The following is a 21,153-nucleotide window of genomic DNA, read 5'->3' as shown; positions in this document are numbered from 1 at the left end:
AGGGGTTTATTTGCGCACAAATGATCGCATTGCAGATGACATTTTTGGAGTCTGATAATCAACACCTTGCAGATTTGCCAATGGCAGACTGTCGAAGACTCGTGCGCAGAGGCCTGCCCGCCATACTTCGACACGCTACCCATGACAAGATAAAAAAAGTGGTTTTTCGCAGCAGATCAGCTTCGGGTGAAAACGAGCAGAACGATGCTGGGCGGTGCGGCTGCAGGGGCATAGCAAGTTTTTGCAGAAGCGGAGGCATTGTGTGCGAATCGGGGCAAAATAATTGCAGCCCGTGGTTCTGTTCGTTTTGCAGGGTGAAGGCCGCGCCGATGGCTTTGGGGCCGGGTTGTGCGCAAAGAAGCCTCTCTGCTGCAAGCCTTTTTGGTTACTTTTGTGGCGACAAAAGTAACTGGCCCCGCGCGGCCAAGAGCGCGACGATGTAAGTTAGATACTAATGAAGCCCGTTACCAGCCTGTCGGGGATTGCTTCATTACTTACAGCAATGACGTGACGCAGATGTCATTTTACCTTCAGAGGCCACCGGATTTAAATCACTACCCATGACACCCTTTTTAACTTGTAGTGGTTAGCGAGACCCATCTCTTTCGCCTTTTATGCCCACCGTGCAAGACTGCTCTCTCTACCCAGGATGACCGAAGTATTTCCTTATTCAATCCCCTCTCCTTTCTACAAATCCTATCAATCTTTCTACCGTAACTATTTATTTAGAAAAATTTATTTTAAATGTATGATTTACATTTATTTTTACCAACTTTGAAATCGCTAAGGTATAACTGTCTACCTTACATGTATAAGCCAATTATTACCTGATTTTAAACTAATGGACACAAATTTTGATCTTAAAGAGCATCCTCACAGTAGGTTAAACATTTTAACAGGCGACTGGATCCTGGTATCACCGCATCGTACAAAACGCCCTTGGCAAGGCAAAGTTGAGGCTACACAAGCCGACGACCGCCCGCAGTATGATCCGGCCTGTTACCTGTGCCCCACAAACAAAAGGGCCGATGGCAGCGAAAACCCTGATTATAAAGGGAGCTTTGTTTTCACCAATGACTATTCGTCGCTGCTGCTAAATACTCCTGACGGCGGTTTAAATGAAGATGAACTGCTGGTCGCTAACAGTCAGAAAGGTATTTGCCGGGTAATCAGTTTTTCGCCGAGGCATGACCTTACCCTACCCCAGATGACCACCAAAGAGATTAGCAAAGTGGTTGACGTATGGCAGACGGAGTTTGAGGACCTGGCTTCTTTTCCGTGGATCAAACACATCCAGATCTTTGAAAACAAGGGCGATATTATGGGCTGCAGCAACCCGCATCCACATGGGCAAATCTGGGCGCAAAACAGCCTGCCCGTTGAAGTAGCCAAAGAAACCCAGCAGCAAAAGCTCCACTTTGAGCAAAAAGGGACAAGCCTTTTAGCCGATTACCTTGCATTGGAACTTAAAAAGCAGGACCGCATAGTTTTTGAGAACGAACATTTTGTTGTGCTTGTGCCGTTTTGGGCTGTTTGGCCATATGAAACTATGATTGTAAGCAAAAGGCATGTAACCAGCATTTTATACTTTACCGAGCAGGAAAAACATGCCCTTGCCGATGCCATCAGGAGGCTCACTATCAGGTATGATAACATGTTTGAAACGTCGTTCCCTTATTCGGCAGGTATGCACCAATCACCGGTTAATTCGGGCGATCATCCCTACTGGCACTGGCATATGCATTTTTATCCACCTTTGCTGCGTTCGGCCACGGTTAAAAAGTTCATGGTAGGTTATGAGATGCTGGCCAATCCGCAACGCGATATCACGGCAGAGTTTGCTGCTGAAAAATTGCGTGGTTTAAGTGAGATCCATTATAAAACGAGGGAATAATGAAAAAACGCTATTTTTAAACCCAACTATAACCATCCTATTTATGAGAAACTTAATTAAAGGTATTTCTTTAACAATTTTACCTGCTTGTGGCCTATATTTGGCTGCCTGTAATCAAAATTCAACCTCACAGAAAAACACTACTATGGCGGATAGCACCCAAACCACTGTATCAGCATTTGAAAAAACAATCGATGGTAAACAAACCCATTTATTTACCCTTAAAAACAAAAACGGCATTATTGCCACCATTACCAATTATGGAGGCCGTGTGGTAAGCCTGTTGGTGCCCGATAAAAACGGCAAGTTAACCGATGTTGTTTTGGGTTTTGATGATGTGGATGGTTTTGAAAAATCAACCGAACGCTATTATGGCGCTACCATTGGCCGTTACGGCAACCGTATTGCCAAAGGCCATTTTAAGATAGATGGTAAGGATTATCAATCGTCAATTAATAATACACCCAATATGCTGCACGGTGGCAAACATGGTTTCCAGGAAGTGGTATGGGATGGTAAAATGATCGATTCATCTACCGTAGAGCTTAGCTATCTTTCAAAAGATATGGAAGAAGGTTTCCCCGGTAACCTTAATGTTAAGGTAATTTACAGCCTTACCGACGATAACTCATTTAAATGCCAGTACGAAGCCACTACCGATAAAAAAACGGTTGTTAACCTTACCAACCACGCGTTTTTTAATCTGAATGGCGAAGGCAGCGGTACAATCCTTGATCATTTGGTGCAGATAGATGCTGATAATTATTTACCGGTTGATGCAGGCTTGATCCCTACCGGGAAACTTGAAAAAGTTGCAGGTACTCCATTTGACTTCACCAAGCCCGAAACCATTGGTAAACGCATTAACGAAGACAATGTGCAGTTAAAAGATGGTAAAGGTTACGACCACAACTTTGTGCTTAACAAACATGACCTGAGCACTCCTATCGCTACAGTTGTTGGCGATAAAAGCGGTATAAAAATGGAGGTATTTACCGAAGAACCCGGCTTACAGTTTTACAGCGGTAACTTTATGCAGGCTAAAAACGTGATGAAACGCGGTATCAAAGACGAGTACCGTACTTCGTTTGCTATGGAAACCCAGCATTTCCCTGATTCACCAAATCAGCCGCAATTCCCTTCTACGGAATTGAAACCCGGCGACACCTATAAAACGCAATCGCTTTATAAGTTTTCGGTTGTAAAATAATTGAACACCTTTTTATACAAAAGTCCTGCCCAATGGCGGGACTTTTTACTTTATATTAGTTCCAGATATAACCTTATATATACAAAATGAGCGCCTGGCGAAAAAGGGCAATTGAATGCCTACCTGCCTCTAAAAGAGAATTCGAAGATCCTGAAACCTCTATTTATACCGTTTTCATGGAATTACTGCCCGCAACCGTTGCCCCACATCGCAACAATGATACTACGCAGCTCAAAAAGAACTATGATTTTGCCGAATGGTGTTTCAGACAAAAGTCCGAAGAGCTATGGAGTGCCGCCGGAGTATCATTTTATGAACATCTGGGTGATACGACCGAAACACTTCAGGCCATGCATCTATGGGTTAAACGGGATATATATATCGAAATCAGGCCGCTCCTGAAACAACGGCTTGACGAAGCTACTTTGAAAGCTATAGATGGTTTATACGGCCTGCAAAACGACAAGGTAAAACATGGCTATTCCTGATTCGGATGTTTTATTCACTATGATGTTTTTATTAAGCGGATTTAAAACAAACCTAAAATTTTTGAGGTTAAATAGTTAATTAATTAACAATTTGTTTACCTATCCATAAAAACATCATGAGTAATAATTCAACCCAACCCGAAGAAAAGGGATTTTTCGAGAAGGTTAAGGAAACAATTGAAAGCCTTTGGGAAGGCACAAAAGATACAGCCGAAGACGTAAAAGAAGCAGCCGAAGAAAAAATAGAAGATATAAAGGAAAAAGTAACCGCTAAAAAAGCCCCGGTTACCAAAAAAGCAACACCAACTAAAACCGCAGCAGCTAAAAAAGCCGACGCGGTAACCACCAAAGCAAAAAAAGCAGTTTCTGAAGTAAAAGCCAAAGCCGAAACCAAGGCTAAAGCCATTACCGCCAAAGCAAAAGATGAAGCAGTAACCGCTAAAAAAGCTGTGGCTGATGTGAAAGCAAAGGCAGCAACTAAGGCAAAAGCTATTACAGCTAAAGCAAAAACAGACGCTACAGAAACTAAAAAAGCAGTAGCCGCAAAAGCAACTACAGTAGTTAAGAAAAAAGCTACTGCCGCCTCGAAGTAATGCAAAACACTTTGGCCACAAAAAAAGCGATTGGACAACCCAATCGCTTTTTTAATATTATAAACTCCCTCTTCAGGGGGCCGGGCGCTTAAGCCTCAAACTTATAACCCACGCCCTTCACAGTAGCAACGCAATCGTCGCCCAGTTTTTCACGCAGTTTACGGATGTGTACGTCGATGGTACGGTTGGTAACCACTACCGAATCTTCCCAGATGTTTTTAAGGATCACCTCGCGGGTATAAACTTTGCCGGGTTTCGAAGCTAATAGGTACAACAGTTCAAATTCTTTTTTGGCTAATACAGCCTTAACACCGTTTTTATAAACCAGGTAAGCTTCGCGGTCAATAACCAGGTCGCCTATTTCCAGTTTATTATCAATTACATCTTCGGCAGGAGCATTACGACGAAGTATGGCGTTTATGCGGCTAACCAGCGCGCGTGGTTTGATAGGTTTTGCAATGTAATCATCGGCACCTACGTTAAAACCTGCAATTTCCGAATACTCCTCGCTGCGGGCTGTTAAAAACACCATAAAGGTATTTTTAAACTCGGGCATGGTGCGCATAATGCGGCATGCCTCTATCCCATCCATTTTAGGCATCATGATGTCAAGTACAATCAGATCAGGCAGGGCCTTTTTTGCCTCGGCAACAGCTTCCTGGCCGTTACGTGCTAAAAACACCTGGTAACCTTCCTTTTTGAGGTTATACTCAATCAGTTCTAAAATATCCGGTTCATCATCAACAATAAGTATTTTCTGTTTTGCGGTGCTGCTCATGTTGCGTTAATTTTTTTGTATAAAAGTATACGCTTTACAACAGCTAATAGTTAAGATAATATTAACAAATTGTTAAACGTTACCTTATATTAACCCTAAGTTGAGGCTATTTAAATGTTTTATTTAAAAAAGCTTCAAGATCGGCCCCCGTAATATTCTTGGCAACAATATTTCCCTGCGGATCGATAATAAAATTTGAAGGAATAGCTTCAATATGGTAAAGCCTTTCTGTAGGGCCTTCAAAGCCGTTTAAATCCGAGCCATGGGCCCAGGTAAGCTTATCATCGCTGATAGCTTTCTGCCATGGCGCTTTGTCTTTATCAAGCGATACTCCTAAAATATTAAAGCCCTTATCTTTAAAGGCATTGTATTGTTTAACCACATTAGGATTTTCCTGGCGGCAAGGCTGGCACCATGAAGCCCAAAAATCAATCATTACATATTTGCCTTTGTAATCAGACAAATTAATTTGCTTGCCATCAATACCGTTAACGGTAAACCCGGGCGCTTTATGACCGAGGGATATCGGCTTAGCCTTATCCATCTGCGCGATAAACTTTTGTACAGTAGGATTATCTTTAAAATCGCCCCTGATTTCATCGGCAAATTTAATAAGCTGGGCTTCGTATTTGGTAGGATCGAGCGTGGTAGCTGCATAAAAGCCCGCAAGCGATTTTTTGTTATCGTTCACAAATTTTAAAACTGCCTCGCCGCTTTCATTCACGTTCTTTAAAAATATAGGCATGTATATCTTCAGCAGCGAATCGTTCCGCTCACCGCGAGATTTTTCCTGGTATTCGGCAAAAAGCTTAGCATTTTTATCACCGTAAAGATTACTGATGCGGTTAAACTCCTTTATCTTATCCGAATCATCAGAACCTTTGATAGTATACTCATGGTTCTTACTGTTATTGTCTGTTTCAAACTCAATATCGTCGCCATTTTTAGCAATGAAATCGTACAGGTTTTCGCCCTGCATTTCACTACCCTGCGTACCGGTATTGCCTACCCGAAGTTTAAACAGGTTTGGGTAAAGCGCCACATGCTTAAACTCAAACTTACCGCCCTCGCCTAACGAAGTTGAATCAACAACCTTTAAGCCCGAGCTATCGGCCTCAATCAAATAAACAGCTTTAAGGTTACCCGGATTTTTGATAGTTCCCGAAACACTAAATTGTGATTCGTTTTTACAAGAGTACATGCCCGCGCTAAGCAATAACAACGCGCCGGCAGCCATATTTTTAACTTTCATTTACTTAGCTTCTAATTCCTTTATCAATAGCTGGTTAGTTTTCTGTGGGTCGATCTTCCCTTTTGAACTTTTCATGATCTCGCCCATAAACAGGCCTAAAACGCCCTTTTTGCCCTTTTGGTATTCCTTAACCTTATCAGGATATTTGGCGATAGCATCCTTTATAAAACGGGTCACATCATCGCCATCGGCACTGATCAGCAGGTTAAGTTCCTTAGCCAAATCATCCGGTTTTTTGCCGGGCTCTTTGATCATGGCAGGGAATAATTTGTGCGAAGCTACAGAATTATTTATCACCCCGGTGTCAATTAGTTTGATGAGTGCGGCAAGGTTTTGCGGCGTAACAGCAAAGTTACCAATGGTTTGGTTATGATCATTCAGGTATGAGCGCACAGCCCCCATGAGCCAATTGGCAGCGGCTTTATAATGATCGGTATGTTTTATCAGCGATTCAAAATAAAAGGCTGTGTCCCTATCAGCGGTGATAACCGACGCGTCATAAGCGGTTAAGCCCAATTGCTCAGTGTACTTATGATACAACTGTCCGGGCAGTGCAGGCAAGCTTTTACGGATGTTATCTACATATTCATTGCTAAGCTTCAAAGGCGGCAGATCCGGCTCGGGGAAGTAGCGGTAATCGTTGGCCATTTCTTTTGAGCGGAGCACTGAGGTTTCGCCGGTATCGGCATTAAAGTTCAGCGTATTTTGATCGATGTGACCGCCGGCTTCAATAATGTTTACCTGGCGAACAAACTCATGTTCAATAGCGCGCTGCACATTGCGGATAGAGTTAAGGTTTTTTACCTCGCAACGGTTACCATAGGTAGTTGCCCCTTTAAGCCGCACCGAAATATTAGCATCGCAGCGCATGCTGCCCTCTTCCATGTTACCATCGCAAATATCAAGATAGCGGAGAATTTTACGCATTTCGGTCAGGAACTGGCCAGCCTCTTCGGCGCTGCGCATATCCGGTTCAGATACGATTTCCACCAGCGGTACACCAGCGCGGTTCAGGTCGATCAGTGAATCGGCATGATGCTGATCATGCATACTTTTCCCGGCATCCTCTTCCATGTGAATGTGGTGCAGGGCTATGTTCTTTTCTGTGCCATCGGCCAGTTTCACGGGCACATAACCGTTAAGGCAAATAGGCGCGTGGTCCTGGCTGATCTGGTAGCCTTTAGGCAGATCGGCATAAAAATAATTCTTACGGGCGAAGCTGTTATTCAGGTTGATAGTGCAATTACAGGCCAGGCCCATTTTAACGGCATATTCAACCGCTTTTTTATTAATAAAGGGCAAAGTGCCGGGATGCCCCAGCGATACCGCGCTAACATGGCGGTTAGGTTCGGCACCAAAGGCAGCCGAATCTGCCGAGAATACCTTACTTGATGTAGATAGCTGTGCATGTACTTCGAGGCCTATCACCAACTCGTACTTTTCAGCTACCCCGTCTGCGAGAACTGTCATAAAAATAAAAATTCAGCTATGATTTTACTGATGTATAAAAGTCAAATATATAAAGATTAATACAGTAACAGCACCATTTTGCTTTTAAAACAACGGTAAAAGTGCAATTATATAGTTGTAAGGTAGGGGTTATAGAGATTATACCCGATGATTGGAGATCAGTTGATGGAAATATTCAATTCAAACATGCCTGTCATCAGCATGATTAAACTTTCTGTGCCCGTCGCCGTCTATTTATTTGTCAGGCACAGAAATTGAATAAGTGTTCATATTTAGACAGACACCATGAAAAAATTAATTTTAGGAATGCTTGCAGGATGTTTTTTTCTTGCAGCTTCGGTTACCAGGACAAATGCACAGGTAAGTGTAAATTTAAACGTTGGCTTATGGAACCCACCCGCCGAATATGCCGGTATTAATTATTACTACTTACCCGATGTAGAAAGCTACTATTATGTCCCTACTCATCAATATGTTTATTTGGATGGCGGAAACTGGGTTTGGAGGCGATCATTGCCACCTCGTTATGCCAGCTACAGCATTGCAACAGGTTACAAAGTGGCCGTAAACCGCCCAAGAGCGTATACCTATTTTACGCACGACCGTGATACCTATGCCCGCTATCGCGGTACAAAGAATGTTATAGTGCGAGACAACTACCGCACCAGGGTGGTAAACCGCACACATGTGGTTAACCGCACTAAGGTTGTAAACCATAATTCAAGGCCGAAAACAAAGGTAGTTAAACGTAGCCATGGAGCAGATCACCGTGTACACAAAAATGGTCACCACCATTAATTGTCCAACAGGCTTTCCCCAAAAAAGTATATAAGTAAAAGACCGCTTCTGTTTAGCGGTCTTTTTACTTTTATTAGATTATCTATACACCACGTCATGGGAATTTGGACATCCGGTTGGAACGGTGAAATGCTATTTGCTATAGAGGGCCTGTCACCCTGAGCCCGTCGAAGGGTCGCGCGCAGAGGCCCTACCCATGACAACTTAAAACGGGTGTCATGCTGAGCCTGTCGAAGCATGGTGGGTAGGCCTCTGCGCGCGAGTCTTCGACAGGCTCAGACTGACAGGCCCTCTTTTGTCATTTCACCTTCAGAGGCCTCCGGATTTAAACACTCAGCATGACAGCCTTTTACCCTACAAAACTCCGGGCCTTCACCAGTACATTATCCAATCCACTTATATCATTGCCACCTGCGGTAGCGAAAAACGGCTGACCGCCACCGCCGCCCTTAACTTCTTTTGCCAGTTCCTTAACAATGTTACCGGCATGCAGGCCTTTTTCCTTCACCAGGTTTTCGGCAATCATCACAGTAATGCCTGGTTTGCCATCGAAATCAGCAACCAGCACCAGGAACAGGTTTGATACGATATCTTTAAGCTGGTAAGCCAGGTTTTTAACCGCGTCGGCATTAGGCAGGGCTACTTTTTGGGCGATGAAATTGATATCGCCAATAGCTTCGGCTTTTTGGGCCAGCTCAGTTTTTAAGCCTGATGATTTTTCAAGGATCGATTTTTCGATCTCTTTTTTCAGTTTAGCGTTTTCGTCCAGCAAACCTTCAATGCTTTTTGAAAGGTCTTTTGGATTTTTAAGCAGTTCTTTTAACTGGTTAACCAAAGCATTTTGAGTAACGATATATTTTTCGGCAGCAACACCGGTAATAGCTTCAATACGGCGAACACCGGCGGCTACGGCGCTTTCGGCAATAATTTTAAAGAAACCAATTTGTCCGGTAGCTTTCACATGTGTACCGCCACAAAGCTCCTTGCTAAAGTTGTCATCAAAAGTTATCACACGTACGTATTCACCATATTTTTCACCAAACAAAGCGGTTACGCCACTGGTAATAGCTTCGGCATACAATACGCTGCGCTCTTCTTTAAGCGGAATATTTTCGCGCACCTTTTGGTTTACGATGGCCTCGATCTGCGCCAGCTCTTCATCAGTAACTTTAGCAAAGTGCGAAAAATCGAATCTCAGGTAATCTGCATTAACCAATGAGCCTTTTTGATTTACGTGGCTGCCCAACACCTGTTTCATGGCAGCATGCAGCAAGTGCGTAGCCGAGTGGTTACTGTTGGTTTGGCTGCGTAAGGCGGGATCAACAATGGCTGTTAAAGCATCGTCAATATCCTGCGGCAGTTTATCCGTAAAATGAACTATCAGTCCGTTCTCTTTTTTAGTATCCGTAACCTGGATGATCTCCCCATCAGGAAAAACCAGTTCGCCCTTATCCCCTACCTGGCCGCCACTTTCAGCATAGAAAGGTGTTTTATCCAATACCAGCTGGTATTGTTCTTTGCCCTTAGCAGTTACCTTGCGGTATTTTACAATATGGGCAATGGTTTCGGTTTCGTCGTAACCAGTAAACTCTACAGATTCGTCATCTTTTAGGACGATCCAATCGCCGGTATCGATAGCAGTGGCAGCGCGAGAACGTTCTTTTTGCTGTTGTAGCGCCAAATTAAAACCTTCCATATCAATTATCCATCCTTTTTCTCTTGAGATTAATTCCGTCAAATCAATTGGAAAGCCGTAAGTATCTAACAGTTCAAATGCGAGATTTCCCGGCACAACAATTTGAGAATTCGCAGCCGCATTAGCCGTATCTTGAATAGCCTTCATAACTTCTTCCGTGCTTGAAAAAGTCTTTGGAGTAGAAGGGAATTTCTCGAGACTATTAGTTATAATTTCTTCTTGTAAGTCATCAAATCTCCTTAACCCCTTTTCCAACGTTCTCAAGAAAGATAACTCTTCTTCCAAAATCACCTTTTGCACAAAATCCTTTTGCTCGAAAAGATTATTGAATACTCCCTTAAACTGTTCGGCCAATAACGGCACCAACTGATTAAAGAAAGGCTCCTTAAAACCTAAAGTTTGATAGCTATAACGCACCGCCCTACGCAAAATCCTGCGGATCACATACCCCGCTTTGTTACTTGCAGGCAATTGACCATCAGCAATAGCAAAGCTGATAGCACGGATATGATCGGCCAGTACGCGCATAGCTACAGCATCGTTCCAATCGGCATCGCCGGGTTTGGCGGCACTGTTATATTTCTTGCCCGATTTATCGGCAATAAACTGGATCATTGGTTGAAAAACGTCGGTATCATAGTTGGATGTTTTGCCCTGTAATACACGTACCAAACGCTCAAAACCCATCCCGGTATCCACATGTTTGTTAGGCAACGGTTGCAATACACCACCTTTAAGGCGGTTAAATTGCATAAATACATCGTTCCAGATTTCGATAACCTGATCATGGTCGGCATTAACTAAAGTGGCGCCGTTTACTTCGGCACGCTCATTATCCGGGCGGCTATCAAAGTGGATCTCTGAACAAGGACCACACGGACCAGTCTCGCCCATTTCCCAAAAGTTGTCTTTTTTGTTACCACGGAGGATGTGATCTTCCGCTACATACTGTTTCCATAATTCATAGGTTTCAGTATCAGCTTCAAGGCCTTCCTTTTCGTCGCCTTCAAAGTAGGTAACATACAGGCGGTCTTTAGGCAGCTTGTACACCTCGGTAAGCAGCTCCCAGCTCCAGGCAATGGCTTCTTTTTTAAAGTAGTCGCCAAAGCTCCAGTTGCCCAGCATTTCAAACATGGTGTGGTGATAGGTATCGATACCCACCTCTTCCAGATCGTTGTGCTTGCCGGACACGCGTAAACAACGCTGGGTATCCGCCACGCGGGAGGCCTTGGGTGCCGCCTCGCCTAAAAATATATCTTTAAACTGGTTCATCCCCGCGTTGGTGAACATCAGGGTTGGATCGTTTTTAATTACAATTGGAGCCGAAGGAACGATGGTATGTCCCTTTGAAACAAAAAAATCAAGAAAAGCCTGTCGTATTTCAGTAGCAGTCATAGGAAGCAAAGATAGGATTTTCAATTATTTCGGATATCGGATTTTCGATTTCGGATTTATTTATTAATTACATCATATTTACCCCGGGGAAATCGTGTTTAAAATAAACCGATCTGTTTTACTAATCTCATACTGAAAAATTTCCACACAAATGCTTGGCAAGCTCTCCACAATTAATCGAATTACACGAATCTTAAATTGATTCAATTCGTGTAATTCGATTAATACGTAAAAATTAGTGTGGAAATTTTTCATTTATTGTCTTCCAATCCGCACCTGGTTAAAAACGATTTCCCTGATATTCCCCTCCCTTTCGTCGATACAATTAATACTATTTATCATATTTGGTGTAAATTTGTTTATGGAAACTTTAAGAGTTGATATTCAAAACGAACAGGAGAAACGGGTGCTCCTGGCTTTTCTTGATAGTTTGGACTATAATTACCGCATAGATAATGAAAGTGATGCGGTACTTGAACAACAGGCCAAAGATCTGGCTGCCCGTAAGGCCGATTTTTTAGCAGGCAAAGCCTCTTCCCTGCCCTGGAGCGAAACCAAATAAATGTTACCAAGGCAATTTAGTTACGCCGGCCAGAGGGCGTGAAATAGCCAACACCCGGCTGGAGCCTGGCGACGGCTAAACTTGCAGAAATGTAGCGGCTAATGCAAAATTCCGAAATCGAAATTCCCAATTCCGAAATCAAATAGATACATTTGTATTATGCCTTATAAAGAACGTGAGATAAGCAAGATGTACTACACCATGGGCGAGGTATCGGCCATGTTTGATGTTAATCAGTCGCTTATACGTTTTTATGAAAAAGAGTTTGATGTTCTGCAACCTAAGAAAAACAAAAAAGGCAACCGGTATTTCACCCCCGAAGACATTGAAAACTTCAAGATCATCTTCCACCTCATCCGTGATAAGGGCTATACCCTGAACGGAGCAAAAGAACATCTAAAAAACAACATGGGCGATACCAGAGATAACCAGCGCGTTATCGATTCGCTCGAAAACCTCAAAAAATTCCTGCTTGAGGTACGCAATCAGTTGTAATCTTCCGCATAAAAACTATCTTTATTTCTAAAACACCGTCGGGTTAACCTATAACCATGCTGTTACCTGTAATAACAATCGTAAAGATATATGATCGCTAACCACAAGGGCGAGATCCCGGTTGTTATTTTACTGATTCCCTTTTTGTTAGGTATAAGCGTTGGAATCAATTTAAGGTCTGTCGCTTATTTAATGCCCTTGGCTGTTGGGTTTGCCAGTTTGCTAATATTATTTCTGCTGCTCAATTTTTATTACAGCCGCTTTAAAGTTTATAAAAGGCGATGGCTTGGCGGAATTATCATTCACTTATTATTGTTTCTTGCTGGCTGGATAGCTGTCATCAACAATAACGAACTTAATAATCCCGGTCATTTTTCAAAGTTGCCCGCGCAACGGCTGCTTGTACGCATTAATAATGAGCCGCAAATAAAAAACGGGCTGATCCGATTTACAGCCGACGTTTTGGCGAACATCAATCAACAACATTCCCTCCCGGCAACCGGGACGTTAATGATTTCCATAAAAGATAGTGCTGCGATGCAACTGGCTTATGGCGATGAACTGCTCATCCCCGGTAAATACGCTGCTATCGACCCGCCTTTTAACCCTGCCGAGTTTAACTATAAAAAGCACCTGGCCCATCAAAACATTTATTACCAGGAGTTTTTGTACCCGGGGCAATATCGCCTGATGCAATCACACGCCGGTAATACGTTCATAGCAAACGCGCTGGCGCTAAGGCAGCAAATGGTTGAAAAGCTAAAAAACCAAATGCACGATCCAAACGCTATAGCCGTAGCTTCCACCTTAATATTAGGTTATAAAGCTGATTTAAGCGAAGATGTGTTGCAGGCATATTCCAAAACCGGTACCATTCATGTGTTATCGGTTTCCGGCGCTCATGTGGCTATTATTTGGGCTTTGCTGGCATTTATGCTGAATTTCCTGAACAGGTTCAGACATGGCAGGGTGATCAAAGCGATCATCATTATTCCTATCATTTGGTATTACGCTATGTTAACCGGATTTTCACCCGCGGTTTGCCGGGCAGCAGTCATGATCAGCACGGTTATCATCGGTAAAACTTACAACCGGTACATCAACAATTTAAATATTCTGGCTATATCGGCTTTTATATTATTGCTTTATAACCCCTTGCTGATAACGGATGTAGGTTTCCAATTGTCATACCTCGCAGTTGCCGGCCTGGTAGTTTTACAACCCGTGGTTTATGAATGGTTTACTTTTTCTAATAAATGGATCGATAAACTCTGGGCTTTGTGTTCGGTATCCATTGCCGCGCAGGTCATTACATTCCCGCTGAGTGCTTTTTATTTTCACCAGTTCCCGGTTTATTTTTTGTTTAGCAACCTGTTCATCATCATTCCCTCGGCTGTTATTATGTATAGCGGGATCTTTTACCTGCTATTACCACAAATCTCCTTTATATCTGCCGGCCTTGCCTGGCTCCTCGAAAAAACCATCCTGCTTATGAACGCTGTACTGGCCTGGGTTGAGCACCTGCCCTTTGCAAGCATTAATAAAATATGGCTTACAGCAACCGAGCACCTGCTGCTTTGCGCTATCATCATTTGTGTTTTTTATTTCTTATACCATAGAAAAATATGGCTGCTGAGAGCAAATATTGCGTTGATACTTTTGTTAGCTGTAAGTATCAGCATAAAAAGATACCGATTATATACAACAAACAGCATCGCCTTTTTAAACCTGCGCAAAGACATGGGGATAGTATTTAAAAGCGGTGATCATGCTATCATAGTAACTGATCTTGCCGATACCGACAAAACCTACAATTATTCCATCAGACCATACCTGGATAGCTGTAAAATAAGTGATGTTATTTTGTATAAACCCGACCAGGACATCCGGTCGGCATTTTTACGAAAACAGGGTAATTTCATCCAATTCCGTAATCAATCTGTAGCGCTTATCAACAACGGTTATGAGGATACCATCCCGGCAGTAAAACTCAAAACCGACTACCTGTACATCACCGGGAACCCTAAAATTTCGCTTGCTATTATTAATAAAAATCACGAATATCATAGTATAATTATTGATGCCACTAATGCCCCTAAAACTGTACAGTTCATTGTGGATCAGACCCGTACCCTGCATACTAATTATGTGGTTTTAAAACGTAACAAATCGTTCGTGGCGACATCTAATTGAAAAACATATTAAACTACTTATCTAAAAATTTGTCTTTTAATTATTAAAAATTAATTTGGCAGTAAATCAAACTCAAAACATGAACATTAAAATTTTCAATGTTGCCTTAGGCCTTGCCCTTACCGCAACAGCTATCAGCGCAAACGCTCAAAAAGCTTACAAAGAGGGTGTGGTAACTATTTCAACGGCTATGCAGGGGCAACAGGTTGAAGCTAAAAGCTATTTCCGCGCCGATTCGGCCGCTATGCAATTTACTACAGGGCCCGCTACCATAAAAATATTAACCGATGCCGATGGTAAATCATTGGTTGTAATGGTTGATGTACCTGTTGCATCTATCAAAAAAGCAGCGGTAGCAACTCCTGATGAGGTTGACCAGGCCCTGGCAACCCTACCTACGCTTACTTTTGCCCCGGGTACCGAAACCAAGGTAATTTCGGGCTTTAACTGCAAAAAAGTGGTGGCCACAGATATCAAAACAAATAAAACTTATGATGTTTGGGTAACTAACGACGTTACTTTACCCGTAACCGGTATTGCTAAATACTATCGCAGCATTGGTGGTTTCCCTGTACAATACACTTCATTTTCGCAAGGCCAAAGTACCGAGGTTACTGTTAAAAGCATTACCGAACAAAAAAACCCTGCCGGTACATTCGGGATCCCTGCTGACTTTGAAAAGATTAGCCTGGATGACCTGAAAGCTATGAGCGGCGGCAGGTAATCGAAATATTTCATTAACAATTCATTAAAGGTTCCTTAACATTGTAGCAAAATATTATTTTTGTTACACCAATGTTAAGGAACCTTTTCAGTTTTTTCAGATTTTTTATCTTCTGGCTCATCTTCTTCGCTATAACGAGGGCCACATTTGAGATTTATTTTCTGCACAAGCTCGATAACGCCCGTATGGGTGAAATCCTTCAAACGTTTTTCTGGGGCTTAAGGCTCGATGTTTCGGCAACAGCTTATATCTGTATCATACCCATTGTAGTATTCGCTGTCAACTGGTTCATTCCAAAGGTTCGGATTAAGCCCATCTGGCTCAAAGCATATGTTTGGTTTTGCCTGTTCTGCATTTCGTTAAACACTGTACTTAACTTCAATATTTTCCGCGAGTGGGGCACTAAGGTTAGCTTCAGGGTGTTTACCTCATTTTATCATGCCCCTTCAGAAGCAATCGCGTCAAGCGGGTCGTCGCCGGTTGGTAAATGTATTTTTATCGGAATCGGATTACTTACGACTGGAGTAGTGTTATCTCATTTTATTATTAATTACCAATTTAAAAAGCCCGATGCCCGGCCAAGTCTTAAGATTTCGCTAACTATGCTATTGTTGTGCGTAAACTTTGTACTGATGCGCGGCGGTTTGCAAGCTAAGCCGGTAAGCCAGAATTCCGCTTATTTCTCCGAAAAGCAGATCCTCAACCAGAGTGCGCTCAACACCGAGTGGAACCTGTTCAATAACGTATTTGAAAATTTGCGTCCGCTCTATAATCCCTACCTGTACGACCATCCGGAGGAGGCGATAAAAACTGTTGACGAACTCTATAACGTAAAGAATGGTGCAACCGAACAAATCCTTACCACAAGCAGGCCCAATGTGGTAATTATCCAATTGGAAAGTTATACGGCCGATGTCATCGAATCATTAGGCGGTGATAAAGGGGTAGCGCCAAACTTTGAAAACTTCATCAGGAACGGATTGCTTTTTAACAATATCTACGCCTCCGGCGATCGTACCGACAAGGGCATTATCGCCCTCATGAGCGGCTTCCCTTCGCAGGCTATCCGCACCATCATCAGCGATACCGTTAAACACCAAAAGCTTCCGGCAGTATCCGCGTCATTTAAAACTGCAGGCTATGAAACCGCTTATTTTTATGGCGGAAAAAGCAATTACATGAGTTTTGATAAGTTCATGAAGTCACATAAAGTTGATCATATTATTGACGAGGCCAGCTTTGATAACAGCCATATAAAAACACAATGGGGTGTTTATGACGATGATCTGCTTACCAGGAGCCTGCAATATTCGGCCCGCCAAAAACAGCCATTCTTTAACTATGTACAAACATCATCCAATCATGAGCCTTTTGTACTGCCTGTTAAGCACCATTTTAATGATGACGCTGATGTAAGTAATAAATTCAGAAGCACAGCCTATTTTACCGACTCATGCCTGAACGCTTATTTTGAGCAGGCCAGAAAACAGCACTGGTATAAAAACACACTGTTTATCCTGGTGGCCGATCACGGTCACCGCCTGCCGCGTAATACTGCCGAGGCTTACGACCCGGCTAAATACCATATACCGCTTTTGTTTTTCGGCGAGGTGATCAAGCCCGAATATCGTGGTAAAAAGAACAGTAAACTGGGCGGACAAACAGACCTCGCAGCAACCCTGTTGGCTCAATTAGGTATGTCGCATAATCAGTTTAAATGGTCGAAAGATCTCTTGAATCCCAATAGTAAAGAGTTTGCTTTTTTTGATTGGGATAACGGGTTCGGCTTTATGCAACCGGAGCAAGCTGTATCTTATGACAACGCCGGCCGCACCGTGATCTATAACAGCAAACCAAATGCTGATAAAAATACTACTGAAGCGGCGCTTGCTTATGGTAAAGCTTATTTGCAGCAGGTGTTTACGGAGTATATGGGTTATTAAGTTAAGGAAAATGCCCCTATAAATAATTGTCATTCTGAGCGATAGCGAAGAATCTTATGTAAGATACAGGGCCGCTAAGCAGAACGAAGAAGATCGTTCATTCCTACCTATGACAACTTAAAACGGGTGTCATACTGAGCTCGTCGAAGTATGGCGGGCAGGCCTCTCCGCACGAGTCTTCGACAGGCTCAGACTGACAGGCCCTCTTTTGTCATTTTACCTTGAGGGGCCCAGGGTTTAAAACTCAGCATGAAAAACTTTTTTTGACAGGCAAGAACGAAGCAGCGACATCTTTTTTAATTACAATGCCAACTCTCTTCCCAACTGCTCAACCCACTGATTAAACAATTTGGTTTCAAATTCAACCGCTTTTTGAGCGTGCAGTTCCCATTGAGGCGAGAAATGCTGTAGTTGATTAATCATCTCTTCCAGGTGGCCTTCCTCTTCTAAAATAATCGATTTTACATTCACTTTGCTGCCGGCCTCATCAAGGGCATCCTGGTAAATAGGATAAAGTTCATCGGCACGTACCTCAATGGCGTAGGTGACGAGTAAATAAGCCGCAAAACGGAGTTCGGCACCTTTCAGATTAAGTTCGCTCTTTAAATAACGGCAGACATCAACATCCAGCTGGTTCAAATAATACTTGCTTGAGCCGGGGGCCAGCAGGTATTCGGCAGCGTAGGTTGGTAACGTTACACCCGTTTTTTCCAGTTGCTTTTTAAGGTAGAAGGCATGACGGTGCTCTTCGGCGGCGTGCTTTAATATGATATAAGTAACCGTAAGCGGATCTTCACTGGCCGAAATCTTGCGCGCGCCGGTGTTTTCCATTAACGATAATGTGTTTAACCATCGTGAATGGAGCTCGTTATCGGCTATTATGGTAGGTAGTATTTTGTTCAGCATAATTTATAATTCTTCAAGAGCCTGCTCAATTTTGCTGTAAACATAACTGAGTTGCTCATTAGTAATGCAATATGGCGGTAAAATATAAATAACGTTCCCCAGGGGGCGCAATATAACTCCGGCGGCTAAAAAATAATGGTAAAGCTTATCCCTGAGCGAACTGAAGTACGAGGTATTATCGCCGGTTTCCCACTCCATAGCCAGGATAGTGCCGGTTTGCCTCACCGTTTTTATTTTAGGGCGATTGCGGATCTTATCAGCAAATGCAGTATGAGCGGCTTTGATCCGGGCAATATTCTCTGCTGTTTCAGGTTGTTGAAACAGATCAAGACTTGCCAGCGCCGAAGCACAGGCTATGGGATTAGCCGTAAACGAATGCCCATGAAAAAGGGTTTTCAACTTATCATCCGATAAAAAGGCGTCATAAATTTGCTGTGTGCAGGTAGTTAAGCCCAGGGCCATGGTACCACCTGTAAGGCCTTTAGAGAAACACATGATATCGGGCTCAATACCCACATGATTTGTGGCGAAGGGTTTACCCGTACGACCAAAACCGGTAAACACCTCATCAGCAATCAGCATCACTTCTTCCTTGCGGCAGTGAGCCATTAATTCATTCAAATATTCAGCCTCGTACATGATCATACCTGCCGATCCTTGTACCAGCGGTTCAAAAATAAAGCAGGCCGTGTGAGATTTGAGATCTGAGATTTGAGATTTGAGACTTTCGATATTTTCTTTGTTAGGTATATCGATAAATTCCACCTCAAAAAGCAAGCTATCAAACGCTTTGGTAAACGCGCTGCGGCCGCTTACAGCCATAGCACCGAAGGTATCGCCATGGTAAGCATTATTAAAGGCGATGACCTTAGTGCGCTGATCACCTTTATTTAACCAATATTGCAGGCACATTTTTATGGCTACCTCAACAGCAGTTGAACCGTTATCCGAGTAAAAAGCTTTTTTTTGGTTGGCCGGTAGAATTGCTAACAGCCGTTCCGCCAACTCAACGGCGCCTTCGTGGGTAAAGCCTGCAAAAATCACATGTTCCAGTTTGTGAAGCTGCTCTGATACCTTTTGGGCAATATAAGGATGCGCATGCCCGTGGATGTTTACCCACCATGAAGATACTGCATCAATGTATTGTTTTCCTTCTTCATCAAATAACAGCGCTCCTTCGCCGCGTACAATGCCCACAGGCGGTTTCGCGGTTTTCATTTGGGTATAGGGGTGCCATATTACTTTTAAATCCCTTTCGGTAAGGCTCATAGCTCGTTCTGTAAAAGTTCAACCACACGTTTATCTGTCGGGAATTCAAAATCGGCCACGCTCAACGCAGTAAGCGGTACCCATCTAAAAGCCTGCAGCACCTCTCCTTCCCCGTCAAAATCAAATGCAACGGCCTTTATATTCAAATTAACCGGGGTAATACTTCGCACTAAATAATATACACTGATCACCTGGGAGTTGTTAAATGCCGATTTTACGGCAAAATCAGTAGTATAAAAATGGCCTACAACTTCAATCTCAATATTACACTCTTCCATAAACTCGCGTTTAAGCCCGTCAATCAGGCCCTCACCAAGTTCCAGACCTCCGCCCGGGAACTTTGAAAAACGCACACCATATTCCTGTTCATCGCTTATGAGCAATTCATCATCATCGTTCAGCAGCAGACCGTAAACCCTTACATTAAAGTATTCCATTATTCAAAGTGTTTTTTATTACGTACAACCTTTTCCATTGTCCAGGCTATTGTTTCGGTTTTTGCTTCCGACCGGATAGGGCAATTGGGCATACTGCAGTAGTGGCAGCAATTGGGCACACAAGGGTCGGCATGAATAAAAAGCTCCGTTTTGATGCCCATATCCTTATTGATCATCTTATCAACCAATGATATTTCGGTATGTACTGTGTTCAGATCAAAATAGTTTGGCAGCGTCATGTGACAGTCAATATGCAGTTCATGGCCATATTTCTGCGCGCGCAGATTATGTACATCTATCCAGGCCTCGCGACGTTTTTCACTTAAAACGTTCACGATATTGGTTACCACCTGAAAATCAGCCTCATCCATTAATCCCCCAACCGATTTACGTACCAGTTTGTAACTGCTGTACACTATATATAAGCCAACCAATATGGACAACGCACTATCCAACCATAAAATCCTGGTAAATTCAATCAGCAATAAACCTACCACCAGGCCTACGCTGGTAACGGTATCGGCCAGCAAGTGGCGACCGTCGGCATCGAGCGTAAGGGAATGAAGTTCTTTCCCTTTGCGGATCATATAATAACCAAGCGCTCCGTTCACTGCACCGGTAGCACCTATAATAATAGCACCGGTAAACAGATCGTGAATAATATTAGGGAAGAAAAGACTGTGAACAGATTTTACAATGATGATACAGCCGGCAATACCGATCAGTGAACCTTCAACAAAGACAGAAAAAAACTCTACCTTACCATGCCCGTAAGGGTGGTTTTCATCGCGCGGCAAGGCCGACAGGTAAATACTGTAAAAGGCAAATGAGCTTGCAATTACATTTACAATACTTTCGGCGGCATCGGTAAGTACAAAATTGGAGGCTGTTAAAAAGTATGCGCCAAATTTCGCCAGCATCAGCACAATCCCCGTTATCAGCGAAATTAATATGATCCTTTTTTGTTGATTCAAAGCAAGGTGTTATTAGCCCGCAAATTTAAAAAATAACAAGCGTAAGTAGCAGTAAAGTTATTTTCTATATTTGCCG

18 protein-coding genes are annotated in these 21,153 nt (G+C 43.0%); 10 read left to right on the top strand and 8 right to left on the bottom strand.

Annotation, left to right across the window (positions count from 1 at the left end):
- The first annotated feature begins 841 nt into the window (after positions 1 to 841).
- The 4 genes from MusilaSJ_RS26350 to MusilaSJ_RS26335 all read left to right on the top strand — a co-directional run bounded on the left by MusilaSJ_RS26350 (position 842) and on the right by MusilaSJ_RS26335 (position 4,185).
- On the top strand, positions 842 to 1,894 hold the full coding sequence (locus tag MusilaSJ_RS26350; protein ID WP_274987735.1) for a UDP-glucose--hexose-1-phosphate uridylyltransferase: 1,053 nt from the start codon (positions 842 to 844) through the stop codon (positions 1,892 to 1,894).
- A 43-nt stretch (positions 1,895 to 1,937) separates the two neighbouring features.
- Entirely contained in the window at positions 1,938 to 3,104 is a 1,167-nt protein-coding gene (locus tag MusilaSJ_RS26345) for an aldose epimerase family protein (protein ID WP_274987734.1), read from the top strand.
- 86 nt (positions 3,105 to 3,190) lie between these two features.
- Positions 3,191 to 3,592, top strand: coding sequence for a DUF7674 family protein (locus tag MusilaSJ_RS26340; RefSeq protein WP_446725126.1), 402 nt, complete (start codon positions 3,191 to 3,193; stop codon positions 3,590 to 3,592).
- 116 nt (positions 3,593 to 3,708) lie between these two features.
- Positions 3,709 to 4,185: a hypothetical protein gene (locus MusilaSJ_RS26335; protein ID WP_274987732.1), complete on the top strand. Its 477-nt coding sequence runs from the start codon at positions 3,709 to 3,711 to the stop codon at positions 4,183 to 4,185.
- An 88-nt stretch (positions 4,186 to 4,273) separates the two neighbouring features.
- On the opposite strand, the gene MusilaSJ_RS26330 is transcribed toward MusilaSJ_RS26335, so the two are convergent.
- The 3 genes from MusilaSJ_RS26330 to gatB form a co-directional block, all read right to left on the bottom strand.
- Complete coding sequence (locus MusilaSJ_RS26330; protein WP_274987731.1) at positions 4,274 to 4,963, bottom strand: response regulator transcription factor; 690 nt, start codon at positions 4,961 to 4,963, stop codon at positions 4,274 to 4,276.
- A 106-nt stretch (positions 4,964 to 5,069) separates the two neighbouring features.
- Positions 5,070 to 6,215: a TlpA disulfide reductase family protein gene (locus MusilaSJ_RS26325; RefSeq protein WP_274987730.1), complete on the bottom strand. Its 1,146-nt coding sequence runs from the start codon at positions 6,213 to 6,215 to the stop codon at positions 5,070 to 5,072.
- On the bottom strand, positions 6,216 to 7,685 hold the full coding sequence (gene gatB / locus MusilaSJ_RS26320) for an Asp-tRNA(Asn)/Glu-tRNA(Gln) amidotransferase subunit GatB (RefSeq protein WP_274987729.1): 1,470 nt from the start codon (positions 7,683 to 7,685) through the stop codon (positions 6,216 to 6,218).
- A gap of 285 nt (positions 7,686 to 7,970) precedes the next feature.
- Between gatB and MusilaSJ_RS26315 the strand changes: the two genes are divergently transcribed.
- Positions 7,971 to 8,483 (top strand): hypothetical protein, encoded by a 513-nt coding sequence (locus tag MusilaSJ_RS26315; RefSeq protein ID WP_274987728.1) that lies wholly within the window; start codon positions 7,971 to 7,973, stop codon positions 8,481 to 8,483.
- 349 nt (positions 8,484 to 8,832) lie between these two features.
- On the opposite strand, the gene alaS is transcribed toward MusilaSJ_RS26315, so the two are convergent.
- Positions 8,833 to 11,574, bottom strand: coding sequence for an alanine--tRNA ligase (gene alaS, locus MusilaSJ_RS26310; RefSeq protein ID WP_274987727.1), 2,742 nt, complete (start codon positions 11,572 to 11,574; stop codon positions 8,833 to 8,835).
- 361 nt (positions 11,575 to 11,935) lie between these two features.
- On the opposite strand from alaS, the gene MusilaSJ_RS26305 reads away from it, so the two are divergent.
- From MusilaSJ_RS26305 to MusilaSJ_RS26285, 5 genes are all read left to right on the top strand, one after another.
- Positions 11,936 to 12,136: a hypothetical protein gene (locus MusilaSJ_RS26305; protein WP_274987726.1), complete on the top strand. Its 201-nt coding sequence runs from the start codon at positions 11,936 to 11,938 to the stop codon at positions 12,134 to 12,136.
- Between the two features lie 159 nt (positions 12,137 to 12,295).
- Complete coding sequence (locus MusilaSJ_RS26300) at positions 12,296 to 12,631, top strand: MerR family transcriptional regulator (RefSeq protein WP_274987725.1); 336 nt, start codon at positions 12,296 to 12,298, stop codon at positions 12,629 to 12,631.
- A 90-nt stretch (positions 12,632 to 12,721) separates the two neighbouring features.
- Positions 12,722 to 14,824 (top strand): ComEC/Rec2 family competence protein, encoded by a 2,103-nt coding sequence (locus MusilaSJ_RS26295; protein WP_274987724.1) that lies wholly within the window; start codon positions 12,722 to 12,724, stop codon positions 14,822 to 14,824.
- Between the two features lie 79 nt (positions 14,825 to 14,903).
- Positions 14,904 to 15,548, top strand: coding sequence for a hypothetical protein (locus tag MusilaSJ_RS26290; protein WP_274987723.1), 645 nt, complete (start codon positions 14,904 to 14,906; stop codon positions 15,546 to 15,548).
- A 71-nt stretch (positions 15,549 to 15,619) separates the two neighbouring features.
- Complete coding sequence (locus MusilaSJ_RS26285) at positions 15,620 to 17,491, top strand: LTA synthase family protein (protein ID WP_274987722.1); 1,872 nt, start codon at positions 15,620 to 15,622, stop codon at positions 17,489 to 17,491.
- A gap of 300 nt (positions 17,492 to 17,791) precedes the next feature.
- Here the strand turns inward: MusilaSJ_RS26285 and MusilaSJ_RS26280 are convergent, their stop codons facing one another.
- From MusilaSJ_RS26280 to MusilaSJ_RS26265, 4 genes are read right to left on the bottom strand one after another with little or no spacing between them, the layout of a single operon-like run.
- On the bottom strand, positions 17,792 to 18,397 hold the full coding sequence (locus tag MusilaSJ_RS26280; RefSeq protein WP_274987721.1) for a hypothetical protein: 606 nt from the start codon (positions 18,395 to 18,397) through the stop codon (positions 17,792 to 17,794).
- 3 nt (positions 18,398 to 18,400) lie between these two features.
- Positions 18,401 to 19,666 carry an adenosylmethionine--8-amino-7-oxononanoate transaminase gene (gene bioA, locus MusilaSJ_RS26275; protein ID WP_274987720.1) on the bottom strand — a complete coding sequence of 422 codons (1,266 nt, stop codon included), beginning with the start codon at positions 19,664 to 19,666 and terminating at the stop codon, positions 18,401 to 18,403.
- Positions 19,663 to 20,103: an NUDIX domain-containing protein gene (locus MusilaSJ_RS26270; RefSeq protein WP_091162137.1), complete on the bottom strand. Its 441-nt coding sequence runs from the start codon at positions 20,101 to 20,103 to the stop codon at positions 19,663 to 19,665. The genes bioA and MusilaSJ_RS26270 overlap by 4 nt, the downstream gene beginning before the upstream one ends.
- A complete protein-coding gene (locus tag MusilaSJ_RS26265) occupies positions 20,103 to 21,077 on the bottom strand; it encodes a cation diffusion facilitator family transporter (RefSeq protein ID WP_274987719.1) in 975 nt (324 codons plus the stop codon). The genes MusilaSJ_RS26270 and MusilaSJ_RS26265 overlap by 1 nt, the downstream gene beginning before the upstream one ends.
- Positions 21,078 to 21,153 lie beyond the last annotated feature (76 nt).

It is taken from the genome of Mucilaginibacter sp. SJ (assembly GCF_028993635.1).
Taxonomy (GTDB): Bacteria; Bacteroidota; Bacteroidia; order Sphingobacteriales; family Sphingobacteriaceae; genus Mucilaginibacter.
Note: the sequence above shows the minus strand (reverse complement) of the source record. Positions and strands in the feature narration are given on the sequence as shown.